Raw genomic sequence first — 12,756 nt, forward strand, 5'->3', positions numbered from 1 at the left:
CCAAACAGTTTAATGTGTATTTTTATTCAAATAAAGTGCATGAATATTGATACTATTATGGATAAAGGCTGTCAACAGTGAATATTAAATTACCTGCATTTATTGAGATTTATCGTCAATTAATTGCCACTCCCTCTATCAGTGCCACTGATTCGCAACTCGATCAGAGTAATAAGGCTCTGGTCGAACTGCTTGGTGGGTGGCTAGAAACACTCGGGTTTACGGTGAATATACAACCAGTGCCAGATACCCGCGACAAATACAACCTACTCGCGACGATTGGTGAAGGAAGTGGTGGCTTGATGCTATGTGGCCACACGGATACCGTGCCGTTTGATGAAGGTCGATGGAGCAAAGATCCATTTACCCTGACAGAACAAGACGGCAAGTTATATGGCCTCGGCACTGCGGATATGAAAGGCTTTTTTGCTTTTATCGTTGATGCGTTGCGTGATATTGATATCAATAAACTGACTCGCCCACTGCATATCCTTGCAACGGCAGATGAAGAAACATCAATGGCGGGGGCGCGTTATTTTGCGGCCAGTACACAGCTACGTCCTGATTTTGCGATTATTGGTGAGCCAACCTCACTACAACCGATACGAGCACATAAAGGCCATCTTTCCAATGCGATCCGTATTACTGGCCAATCAGGCCATTCGAGTGACCCTGCCCGAGGCGTTAACGCAATTGAATTGATGCATGAATCTATTTCACATCTCATGACACTGCGTAATACGCTGAAAGAGCGCTATCACAATCCGGCTTTTGTCATCCCTTATCCAACCATGAATTTTGGTCATATTCATGGTGGAGATGCAGCTAACCGAATTTGTGGTTGCTGTGAATTGCACATGGATATTCGCCCATTACCTGGGCTGACTTTGCAAGATCTCGATGAATTATTAAATGAATCCTTAGAGCCGGTGAAAAAACAATGGCCGGGACGGCTAGCCATTGAATCTCTCCACCCACCGATCCCCGGTTATGAGTGCCCAACCGATCATAAAATGGTTGCAGTGATTGAACAGCTCCTTGGTCAAAAAGCGGATACCGTAAATTACTGTACTGAAGCGCCATTTATTCAAGAATTGTGTCCAACGTTGGTACTGGGCCCCGGCTCTATTGAACAAGCGCATCAACCCGATGAGTTTATTGATATGAAATTCATCGAACCCACTCGACAACTCATTAGCCAGTTAATTGAGCACTTCTGCTTAACTGAATAAAAATGCGTTCTGCGCAATAATCTTTGGTTATTGCGCATTTTCTTACATGAATTTTTTTCCTATTCCCCCTGAAAAACCCTCACACCTCTATTTCATTTAAGTGTTGACTCAGTATCAGCATATCCGGTAATCTCTATTTAGACGTCTAAACGTATAGACGCACAAATGGATATAGTCAATTATCGATACAATTTTCGTTTCGTCATTACAAAGTCATGAGGACAGGGTATGAGTTTCTTTCACGCAAATCAGCGCGAAGCGCTAAATCAAAGTCTCGCTGAGCTAGATGGGCAAATTAATGTCTCCTTTGAGTTTTTTCCGCCACGCACTGAAGAGATGGAACAAACCCTGTGGAAATCCATTGATAGACTGAAAAACCTTAAACCCAAATTTGTCTCTGTAACTTATGGTGCAAATTCAGGTGAGCGTGATAGAACCCATAGCATTATTAAAGATATTAAAGACAAAACCGGCTTAATTGCAGCGCCTCATTTGACTTGTATTGATGCATCCCGTGAGGAACTCAAAGAAATCGCGCGTGATTACTGGAATAACGGTATTCGCCAAATCGTGGCATTACGTGGTGACTTGCCGGATAATAGCCGTAAACCAGATATGTATGCGGCTGATTTAGTTGAGCTTCTTAAAACAGAAGCAGATTTTGATATTTCAGTCGCCGCTTACCCAGAAGTGCACCCTGAAGCTAAAAGCGCCCAAGCTGATTTGATTAGCTTAAAAAAGAAAATTGATGCGGGAGCGAATCGGGCTATTACGCAATTTTTCTTTGATGTAGAGAGCTATTTACGTTTTCGTGACCGCTGCGTCGCAACGGGGATTGATGTTGAAATTGTACCGGGAATTCTCCCTGTCTCAAACTTCCGTCAATTGGAACGTTTTGCCAAGCTGACCAATGTGCGTATCCCATCATGGATGAATAAAATGTTTGAAGGGTTAGATAACGATCCTGAAAGCCGTAATTTAGTTGGCGCCTCAATTGCCATGGATATGGTGAAGATTTTAAGCCGTGAAGGCGTGAAAGATTTCCATTTTTACACCTTAAACCGCTCTGAACTGACGTATGCGATTTGCCACACGCTTGGAGTAAGACCATAGCCGCTATAGAGTATGAAGGCCGCACTTTGCGACCTTCATCTCTCTTATGCTATTACCAATGCCCTGAGGCACCACCGCCGCCACTCGACCCACCACCGCCTCCGCCACTGTCATGATCACTCGATGAACTCGAGGAGCTTGACGAGCTCGAAAAATCCGATGAGCTAAAAGAAGAGGAATAATAAGGTCGGCAAATATCATTCCATTCCTGTTGTTGCTGTCGGTAAGCTGGCAAAATGGTATGTATCACGACCAAGAATATTGGTGTCGCAAACATGCTCCCTACAACACAAAATAGGGCCATCAAGAGAAGTAAAATTAGGTCAAATCTTCCTTCTAACAAGGTCGTTAATAACATGAGTGCTAAATAATAGAGAGTCGTTATCAACAACGTACTAAATAGTGAAGGAAAGTAGTATTTATATTGATGATACTTTTTTAGCTTAGCTAACTGTAGCTGTTGATTTGCTCGTGCCCGTTTGGATTTATCCGCATACGCGATACGATAGATTTTCTTTTCAATATATAGTCGACGTTGTTTAGTACCATAGAAGAGCGCCGTAAAATAAGCGGTAATAAATGATATGAAATAGAAGAGCTTATAGTTCTCGATACTCTTTGGTAGCACAAATCCACCATAAGAGCCGCCCATTTGATAGCCTACGGCTTCATTGATCACATTTATCACACGAGATACGCTATTTTGGATCCCTGTGTAATAATGTTCATGTTTAAAATTAGGAATAATACTTTGGCGAATGATACGCCCAGAGAGGGCATCGGTCATCACGCCTTCATAACCATACCCAACTTCAAAACGGACATTGCGGTCGTCTAGCGATACAACAAGCAATATACCATTATTTTTGCCTTTTTTTCCGAGTCCCCAACGATTAAACGCGCGTAATGAAAATTGCTCTATTGTTTCAGGTGCTGTCGTTGGAACAATATAAACAACAAATTGCGTTCCATCACCACGCTGCTTTTCAAAGTTTAATAGCTGGTTATTTAACGTTTGATACTGTGACTCACTTAATAGACCTGCATGGTCGAGTACCCTATCACTTCCCAATGCAGGAAGTGGAATGCGTTGTGTCGCCCAAGTTCCGCTGCTCAATACACAGAATAATAATAGCCAGATGACATGCCGATATTTCAATTAAAATCCACCGTCGGTACTGTTTTTATCGCCTGTTCGTTTTCTACGTTAAAATTCGCTTTTGCAGAGTCACCAAAATAACTTGCAATCAAGTTATTAGGGAACTTGCGAATTTGTGTATTGTATTGGCGGACTGCTTCAATATAACGACCTCTTGCAACTGCAATACGATTTTCAGCACCTTCCAGTTGTGTCATTAAGTCTTGATATAATGGGCTTGCTTTAAGGTCTGGATAACTTTCCGATATGGCTAATAAACGGGATAATGATTGCCCTAATTGTGCTTGTGCTTTTTGATACTCCACTAAAATAGCAGGGTCTGATAACGCACTGGCATCAATGTTAATTGCACCAACTTTCGCCCTTAATTGCACAACGTCTATCAGTATTTTTTCTTCATAACCAGAATAACCTTTTACCACATTAATTAAATTCGGAATAAGGTCAGCACGACGTTGATATTGGTTAATAACTTCGGATGCGGCAGCATCAACAGCTTCATCATTTTGTTGAATACTGTTGTAGTTGGTAATGACAATGACCGAAATAATAATAATAAGCGCTAAAATAGAAATAATCAGTTTACGCATTGTTATGACACTCTATCCTTCGGATATCCGTTGTTGAATACAACAGGAATAAATTAAATCTGACCGACATCCATCATTCCATTAGTCGTTTGATACATGAATGAAGTCATGCAATTCAGTCCATAACTCATGTCTATTTTAGCAACTTAACATAAATATCAATAAAGTTCTTGTGGTTATTCTCAATAAGATAAGTGATACCACTGCGTCAAAGGCAATACAGAAAAAATCAATAAAAAAAGAAGGCGCCATTTCAATTTGGCAACCTTCTTACTGTTTTAATAAAGGATGTGATATCGGCCAAATCAGCGAACTGATCTGACCGGTATATTACCTAGCCAGTATTGCGCATTCCCGCAGCGACACCCGCAATCGTCACCATCAGCGCTTGTTCAACACGTGGGTCGGGTTGTTCTTGTTGGCGAGAACGGTGTAATAGCTCCGCTTGTAATACGTTGAGTGGATCTGTATACACATTACGTAATGCGATCGACTCAGCAATCCAAGGTAAGTCCGCCATTAAAGCTTCATCCTTCGATACCGCGAGCACACTCTTAATATCTTCAGAAAGCTGTTCACGTAATTTTAGCCCCAGCGGCCATAAACGTTCTTCGACCAAGCGATGGTCGTAATATTCCGCCAGCCACAAGTCAGCCTTGGCGTAAACCATCTCCAACATGGCGATGCGGGTGTTAAAGAATGGCCATTGTTGCCACATCTCATCTAATATGGCTTGTTTACCGTCTTCCTCAATCACGTATTTCAAAGCAGCACCAGCACCTAGCCATGCAGGCAACATAAGGCGGTTTTGGGTCCATGCAAAAATCCATGGAATGGCACGTAAGGTTTCGACACCCCCAGTTGGACGGCGTTTTGCTGGACGTGAGCCCAATGGCAATTTGCCTAATTCGAGTTCAGGCGTTGCAGCACGGAAATATGGCACAAAGTCAGGTTGTTCACGTACATAATCACGATACATGGCGCACGAAACATCAGAGAGCGTATCCATCACGGATTTCCACTCTTGTTTCGGCTCAGGGGGTGGCAACAAGTTGGCTTCTAAAATGGCACTCGCATACAGAGCAAGACTACTGATCGCCACTTGCGGTAAACCAAATTTAAAGCGGATCATTTCACCTTGTTCAGTAACACGTAAGCCGCCTTTCAAACTACCCGGTGGTTGAGATAAGAGAGCTGAGTGTGCAGGTGCACCGCCACGACCGATAGTACCACCTCGGCCGTGAAATAGCGTCAAGGTTACCCCTTCTTTATCACATAGCTTAATTAGCGCATCTTGTGCTCGATATTGCGCCCATGACGCAGCCATGACTCCCGCATCTTTTGCCGAATCTGAATAACCAATCATGACCATTTGACGATCATCAATCAGCTCACGGTACCACTCGATACTCAATAATTTTTTCATCACACTTTCAGCATTATTTAAGTCTTCAAGTGTTTCAAAAAGCGGTGCGACAGGCAGGCGAATAGATGCGCCAGCTTCTTTTAGCAGTAATTTAACGGCTAAAACGTCAGAAGGTACTTTCGCCATAGAAATAACATAGGCGGCAATAGAATCATTTTTCGATTCGGCAATAACGCGGCACGTTTCGAAGACTTCTTCTGTCTCTGGGCTAGGTTGCCAGTTACGTGGGATCAGTGGGCGACGTGATTGTAGTTCAGACAAAAGAAACGCTTGTTTTTCGTCTTCAGACCACGCGGCATAATCACCTAAACCAAGGTATTGAGTCAGTTCAGAAAGTGCTTCTGTATGACGCGTACTTTCTTGGCGAACATCAATACGCACCAGTTGCAGGCCGAAACTACGGATACGGCGTAAGGTATCCAGTAATTGTCCATTAGCAATAATGCTCATCCCACACGCCATCAGTGACTGATAACAAGCGTATAAAGGCTCCCACAATTGCGCATTATCCGTCAGTAAATCAGCAGGAGGTAATACCTGCTCGCCTTTTACGCGGCGCTCTAAATATTCTAATGTGGAGAAAAGCTGACCTCGTAAATTTTTTGCAATTTGACGGTATGGCTCATCAATATCATCTCCCCCCGCTAACGCCCGTAGCTCTGGCGTCGCTTCTGTCATGGACAATTCAGAAACGAGCACTTGAATATCTTTCAAAAATAAATCGGCAGCTTTCCAGCGACTAAGCAATAAGACATGACGAGTCACTTCAGCGGTGACATTCGGGTTACCGTCGCGATCTCCCCCCATCCAAGAAGTAAAACGAATTGGGTTTGCTTCGACAGGAAGTTCAGCACCAATTGAATCTTCAAGTTGTTCGTTAAATTCACGTAAGAAAGCCGGAACTGCTTCCCACAATGAATTTTCAACTACGGCAAATCCCCATTTTGCTTCATCAATCGGCGTTGGGCGTATTTTACGGATTTCATCTGTATGCCATGATTGAGCGACCAACTGGCGTAAACGACGCATAATATTATTGCGTTCATAATCAGCCAGATCATCATGATCGAGTTGCGATAAACAGTTATTAACCTCAACCAATTTATGGATCAAGGTACGGCGTGCGATCTCAGTCGGATGCGCCGTTAATACCAGTTCGATCGACAGCTGATTGACTGCCTGACAGAGATCAGCATCGGTAAAATGTTTCTCTTTTAAGCGACTAAAAAGTTTTTTAAGTGCAACAGGATTACTCGCTGCTTCACCATGCGGAGAGATGCTGTGATACTGTTCAGCAACATTCGTCAGATTCAGAAATTGGTTAAACGCCCTTGCAACTGGCAATAGCTCGTCATTAGAGAGGTTTTGTAGCGTCATCAATAGTTTTTGGCGTTGTACTTCATTACCCGCGCGTGATGACTTTGATAACTTACGGATAGATTCAACTTTATCGAGGATATCCTCACCTAACGCTTCTTTGATTGTGTCGCCAAGTAGTTTACCCAGCATACTGACATTACTGCGCATTGCGGAATATTGCTGATTCATGAGACTCCTGACCTTGTGCTTCTGGCAGAATGCAACACCGCCTCAGGTTGGTTGACGGTTAACAGACTGCGACCTAATTTCCTGTAACTAAATTTCAATCGGCTGCGATAGAGTTGTTGTTTTGTGATACAGCCGCCAAATTTTACCCTTGTCTCTATATAGATATCAGAAAAAAAGCACTTTGGGGGATTTTTCTGAAATTTAATTACAGCCTTATTCTTATTAGTTTTTCTTATTTAAGTATTGTTTCAGCGCAATATATCGTCGATTCAGCACTTTCAAGACATGAATATTGCTTAAGAATTAAATCATCAGAACAAAAAGGTGAAAAATAGGAGAAGAAAAATAAGGGAAATCACGGATAGTGATAGTTAGGCACCATCGCGATGCCTAACTATCAAACTGATTAAAGCAATTGTGAAAGCCGATTAAGGTCTGATTGAATAGCTCCAGCAGTCACATCACGGCCGGCACCAGGGCCACGTATAACTAATGGATTATCACGATACCAGCGACTTTCTATCGCGAACACATTATCCCCTGGTAGCAGAGAAGAGAGTGGATGTTCAGGTTTAACGGCTTCAACACCAACACGAGCGCGACCTTTCACCGCATCAAATCGTGCAACATAGCGCAATACCATTCCCATTTCTTTAGCGGCTTCTAAACGCTGCTGCATTTGTTCATTAATGACCGCACTATTTTCAAAGAACTCGTCTAAAGACCCCTCTTCTGCCTGCGCTGGCACCAAGGATTCAACACGCACATCACTCGGTTCAATTTCATAGCCCGCCTCGCGTGCTAAAATAATCAATTTACGCATAACATCCTCACCTGAAAGGTCAATGCGAGGATCAGGTTCCGTCAGCCCTTGCTGCCATGCTTGTTCGACTAGCTCGCTAAAAGGCACTGAACCATCAAACTGTAAAAACAGCCATGACAGCGTACCTGAAAAAATACCACTAATCGCTAAAATTGCATCGCCGCTCTCTTTAAGGTCGCGTACGGTATGGTTGATTGGTAGACCGGCTCCCACCGTCGCATTGTATAACCAATGACGGCCAGTCTTACTGAATGCATCACGGATCTGACGATACTGTTGTGTTGGTGCAGCGCCGGCAATTTTATTTGCGCTGATCACATGGAAGCCATAGCTAGCGAAATCCACATAACTATCTGCTAGCGCTTGGCTGGCGGTCACATCAAGCACCACTAAATCATCGTATGGATGTGCGCGCATCCATAAAAAGAGATTATCATCTTCATGCTCAATCGCTTCATCGTCGAAAAACGCTAACGCACGGCTAGGATCAATTCCTTGATAATTCAGTAAGCTACGGCGACTATCGACAACGCCGGCCAACACAAAATCAAAATCACTGCGTGCTGAAATATTGGGTTGTTCTGTGGCAAACAGCTCCAACCAACGCGCACCAATATTACCTTTACCAAACAATACCAACCCAATACGTTTTTCAGCACGAAAGAGGCTTTGATGCATGCCTTGAATAACATGGTCAGTCTGATTTGAACGCAAGACCGCGACTAAACTGATACCTTCTTCTGAATGCCAAACAAATTCAACTGGTTGTTCTTTTAACTCTTCATAGAAACGATGACTATGCAGTGGGTTCTTACAGACACCAGCACCAACCAGTGCCACCAGCGAAAAGCCTTCCCGAAGAGATAATGTGCCCGGCAATGCCGCTTCTTCTAACACATCCAACGCACTTTCAACAATTTCAGCGGTATAGCAAAATTGTAATAGGTTTCTATCGGGGTGAATGCCATGCGCCAACGGGCGTAATTGAGTTCGCTTTAATAATAGATCAATATCTTTATATATCTGATTAAAATCACGCCCTTGTGCAATGCGCAACTCAATCAAACAGACGTCATCATGACTGGTTACAATCTTAGCGCCTGTGCCAGAGGCCAAAACACGTTCAATTTTTGTTGACCCTTGCTCTGGCTGGTAGCTACACCTCAACTGCAAATCAATATTACTGACAGAAACGGGCTGTAGTGTCCGTGTGTGTAAGACTGGGGCGGCAAGACGAGCTAATTCACTGGCTTCATCAAGCCGTAATAATGGTAATAAACAAGCATCTTTAATTTTGCGTGGATCCGCACTATAAACCCCCGCAACATCACTCCAAATTGTCACTTTTTCGGTGTTAGCTAATGCACCGACTTGCGTGGCGGAGTAATCGCTACCATTACGGCCTAATAGCACGGTTTCTCCCGCTTGGTTACGCGAAATAAAACCGGTTACAACGAGACGATGCTTAGGATACTGCACTAAAATTTGTTGCAATAATTGGCGTGATTGCGACTCTTCAACCTGAGGTTGAGCGGCTCTTTCTGCCCGTAAAAAAGCACGAGCATCCAGCCATTCGCTTTGCATGCCAGCTTCCTGTAATACGGCTGACATGAGCCGCGCTGACCAAATTTCACCATGCCCGACAACCTCAGCATAAGAGGCATCATTAATAGGTTTATCTAATAACGTACTTAAACGCTCTAGGTCTTCAACAAATTGATGATTTAGTTGAGCCGCTTTTTCTTCAGACAATAACCCATTGATCAACTCTTGCTGATAACGACGCAAGTATTGCTGAACTTGATGAGCAGAAATACGATCACTTTGACTCAGTTTCAACCAGCTAATTAACTGGTTAGTTGTACTGCCAGCGGCGGAAACGACCATTAAGTCACCAGGCTGACTATAATTCGCCATAATGTTAGCAACTCGCTGGTAACATTTTACATCGGCTAAACTACTCCCCCCAAATTTATGTAACTGGCGGTGATATGGACCCGCCTCAACTGCTGTCAGTACGCTCATCAAATACTCCACTAACGTTGCGCCGCAACTCTAAATGCATTCTCTAAGTCTGCGATCAAATCTTCACTATCTTCGATCCCAACAGAAATTCTGAGTAGACTATCGGTAATACCGGCGGCGGCACGTGCTTCTGCCGACATCCCTGCATGGGTCATCGTTGCGGTATGCGAGATCAATGTTTCAACACCGCCTAATGACTCCGCCAATGTAAACAATGTTAATGCACTCAAAAAACGGCACAACTGTTGTTCATCGCCATTAAACTCGAAGCTCAGCATCGCACCAAAGCCTTTTTGCTGTTTCACCGCGATTTCATGACCAGCATGGTCTTGTAACGCTGGGTAGTATAACTTTTTCACCCATGGTTGAGCTGTAAGATAATTGACAATTTCCAGCGCATTACTTTGTTGCTGCTTAATGCGTGGAGACAACGTTCGTATCCCTCTTAACAACAGATAACTATCAAATGCGCCACCCGTGACACCAATATTATTCGCCCACCACGCTAATTCTAAAGCCCATTTTTCCTCTTTGGCAATCACTGCACCCGCAATAATATCTGAATGCCCATTAAGATATTTTGTACAGGAATGCACCACAAAATCTGCCCCTAACGCGATAGGTTGTTGTAAAACAGGGCTTAAAAACGTGTTATCGACAACAACGAAAGCCCCCACTTCATGCGCTAAACGCGCAATATGCTCAATATCATAAATAGTCAGTAGCGGGTTACTTGGTGTTTCGATCAGGACCAATTTAGGTTTTTTCTTCAGTGCAGCAAGTAGCTCATCTTGATTGTTTTGATTAACAAACTGTACTTGATAAGCGCCTCGTTGATGCTGGCTATTGAAGAGACGATAACTTCCACCATAACAATCATGAGGGGCGACCAGTAAGTCACCAGGCTGTAAAAACACCGTACATAAAAGATGTAATGCGGACATTCCACTGTTAGTCATTACCGCACCACTACCGCCTTCAAGCTGTGCGATGGTTCTTTGCACAATATCACGTCCTGGATTTCCTCGACGTGAATAATCATGAACTCTCGGCTCATTGAATCCTGTGAAGTTATAAGTGCTCGACAGGTAAATAGGGGGAACAACGCAACCAAACTGCGTATCTTCATTTAATCCATTATGAATGGCGATAGTCGACGGTTTAAGGGACATAAACGCTTCTCCTGATTGACGGTAAGTCAAATAATACTCATTAGATGTATGGACGTCAATATATCTAGACGTCCAAACTTCTTTACGTTTATACTAACTAATGAAATAATCATCCCTAAAGATTATGCGTAAATTGTTTGTAATTTGTACAAAATGAATTAACATAATAATTTTCAAAAGAAATTATTATATTTTATGCAGATTCTAACTGACTATGCTGGTTTTACATTCAAGAACACAAATATCTTGTTCTTGGAAAGATTACGGGCATATTATTTTTTATTATCAATGAAACTAACCAAGGTAACTCATGGCTGAATGGAACGGTGAATATATCAGTCCGTATGCTGAACATGGCAAAAAAAGTGAGCAAGTAAAAAAAATCACAGTATCGATCCCATTAAAGGTACTGAAAATTTTAACTGATGAGCGTACTCGCAGACAGATCAATAACTTGCGTCATGCAACCAACAGTGAGTTGCTGTGTGAAGCTTTCTTACACGCCTTCACGGGACAGCCTCTGCCAAATGATGAAGATTTGCGTAAAGAGCGTAGTGATGAAATCCCTGAAGCAGCAAAAGAGATCATGCGCGAACTTGGTATTGACCCAGAAACTTGGGAATATTAATTCTCTTTCCCCTTATCCTACTTGCCTTGATTGCAGATTAAGGTTTTTAATCGGTAGGATAAGGGGCGATTATTCCTATTTATTTATATTTCAGACTCCCCCCAGTCCCTCTTTTTTGTGTTTATTTATACTTGTAGTGAGTTTTTCCTCTATCAATTATAAAGGCACAAAGGTTAATCTCCATGGGTTTATACGCTCAGGCTTCATTTGTTCTACTCAGTAGTGTTTTGCTGTTCACAGCGGGATGCTCTTCTTACCCACGCCAAGCAATCAATTCTACGGCAACACAGGAACCCCAACCAACGTCAACCGCAAAAACGTTAGGCACACAGTGGGGGGAAGATATTCACTCTGCCGTACAGGGTGTGACAGCCAGCCGCCTCACAGAGACACCTTATGATGCCGCCACTATTTATTATCAAGGTGAAGCGGTACCAAAGCATATTGCAACACAAACTTATATCGCCGCATCTCCTCTCGAGATCCAAATACTCGATGAAAATAAACACGCCATGCCAATGTACCGCCATTCCCAAAAGGGATATAAACTGCCAGCAACAGAGGGGATGCGTTATACGCTACAAATCACTAACAATGATAAAAATAGAACCTATGAGGTGGTCACTACTGTTGATGGCCTTGATGTCCTCAATGGACAAGCAGGCGCTTACCGAAATAGAGGCTATTTAATTCGACCAGGAAAGAAACTGACAATCGAAGGCTTTCGCAAGAATAGTCAGCACGTTGCCGCATTTCGTTTTGCAGCACCTGAATCATCCTACGTGAATCAAAACGTACAAGGTGATGCTCGAAATATTGGCGTGATTGGCCTCGCTTTTTTTGAAGTACAGGAAACCTTACCTGCATGTGAAGCTAATCCGTTCCCAGCTAATACACAATACGCACCGGCTCCCTGCCGTAAGTATTAATCGCGACATCACGCAATTAGCGTATCACCCCATACGCTAATTTTGCGTACCATCAACCGATTAATAATCCCCATATTGACATTAAAGACCCGTTCTTAAACGCAGAAAAAA

At 43.0% G+C, this 12,756-nt stretch carries 9 protein-coding genes; 4 read left to right on the top strand and 5 right to left on the bottom strand.

The window, feature by feature from the left end; translation table 11 throughout:
• Positions 1-77: 77 nt before the first annotated feature.
• Positions 78-1,232: an acetylornithine deacetylase gene (gene argE, locus ACWPW6_RS17890; protein WP_196714153.1), complete on the top strand. Its 1,155-nt coding sequence runs from the start codon at positions 78-80 to the stop codon at positions 1,230-1,232.
• 228 nt (positions 1,233-1,460) lie between these two features.
• Positions 1,461-2,345, top strand: coding sequence for a methylenetetrahydrofolate reductase (metF, locus tag ACWPW6_RS17895; RefSeq protein ID WP_154622556.1), 885 nt, complete (start codon positions 1,461-1,463; stop codon positions 2,343-2,345).
• A 52-nt stretch (positions 2,346-2,397) separates the two neighbouring features.
• On the opposite strand, the gene ACWPW6_RS17900 is transcribed toward metF, so the two are convergent.
• From ACWPW6_RS17900 to metB, 5 genes are all read right to left on the bottom strand, one after another.
• The gene (locus ACWPW6_RS17900; RefSeq protein WP_249999492.1) at positions 2,398-3,504 is read right to left on the bottom strand and encodes a TPM domain-containing protein; all 1,107 of its coding nucleotides are present in this window, start codon (positions 3,502-3,504) and stop codon (positions 2,398-2,400) included.
• The gene (locus ACWPW6_RS17905; RefSeq protein WP_249999494.1) at positions 3,501-4,094 is read right to left on the bottom strand and encodes a LemA family protein; all 594 of its coding nucleotides are present in this window, start codon (positions 4,092-4,094) and stop codon (positions 3,501-3,503) included. The genes ACWPW6_RS17900 and ACWPW6_RS17905 overlap by 4 nt, the downstream gene beginning before the upstream one ends.
• 334 nt (positions 4,095-4,428) lie before the next feature.
• The gene (gene ppc / locus ACWPW6_RS17910) at positions 4,429-7,068 is read right to left on the bottom strand and encodes a phosphoenolpyruvate carboxylase (RefSeq protein WP_154622559.1); all 2,640 of its coding nucleotides are present in this window, start codon (positions 7,066-7,068) and stop codon (positions 4,429-4,431) included.
• A gap of 406 nt (positions 7,069-7,474) precedes the next feature.
• Entirely contained in the window at positions 7,475-9,916 is a 2,442-nt protein-coding gene (locus ACWPW6_RS17915; protein WP_249999496.1) for a bifunctional aspartate kinase/homoserine dehydrogenase II, read from the bottom strand.
• 11 nt (positions 9,917-9,927) lie between these two features.
• A complete protein-coding gene (metB, locus tag ACWPW6_RS17920; RefSeq protein WP_154622561.1) occupies positions 9,928-11,088 on the bottom strand; it encodes a cystathionine gamma-synthase in 1,161 nt (386 codons plus the stop codon).
• Between the two features lie 310 nt (positions 11,089-11,398).
• Between metB and metJ the strand changes: the two genes are divergently transcribed.
• Together metJ and ACWPW6_RS17930 are read left to right on the top strand one after the other, a co-directional pair.
• Complete coding sequence (gene metJ, locus ACWPW6_RS17925) at positions 11,399-11,716, top strand: met regulon transcriptional regulator MetJ (protein ID WP_004924597.1); 318 nt, start codon at positions 11,399-11,401, stop codon at positions 11,714-11,716.
• 182 nt (positions 11,717-11,898) lie between these two features.
• The gene (locus tag ACWPW6_RS17930) at positions 11,899-12,645 is read left to right on the top strand and encodes a hypothetical protein (RefSeq protein ID WP_249999498.1); all 747 of its coding nucleotides are present in this window, start codon (positions 11,899-11,901) and stop codon (positions 12,643-12,645) included.
• Positions 12,646-12,756 lie beyond the last annotated feature (111 nt).

This window comes from Providencia sp. Marseille-Q8014 (assembly GCF_965112055.1).

What these genes read in the sequence shown, in the direction of transcription:
- metF (WP_154622556.1), top strand. Translation starts at nt 1,461, where the DNA reads ATGAGTTTCTTTCACGCAAATCAGCGCGAAGCGCTAAATCAAAGTCTC.
- ACWPW6_RS17905 (WP_249999494.1), bottom strand. Translation starts at nt 4,094, where the DNA reads ATGCGTAAACTGATTATTTCTATTTTAGCGCTTATTATTATTATTTCG.
- ppc (WP_154622559.1), bottom strand. Translation starts at nt 7,068, where the DNA reads ATGAATCAGCAATATTCCGCAATGCGCAGTAATGTCAGTATGCTGGGT.
- ACWPW6_RS17915 (WP_249999496.1), bottom strand. Translation starts at nt 9,916, where the DNA reads ATGAGCGTACTGACAGCAGTTGAGGCGGGTCCATATCACCGCCAGTTA.
- metB (WP_154622561.1), bottom strand. Translation starts at nt 11,088, where the DNA reads ATGTCCCTTAAACCGTCGACTATCGCCATTCATAATGGATTAAATGAA.
- metJ (WP_004924597.1), top strand. Translation starts at nt 11,399, where the DNA reads ATGGCTGAATGGAACGGTGAATATATCAGTCCGTATGCTGAACATGGC.
- ACWPW6_RS17930 (WP_249999498.1), top strand. Translation starts at nt 11,899, where the DNA reads ATGGGTTTATACGCTCAGGCTTCATTTGTTCTACTCAGTAGTGTTTTG.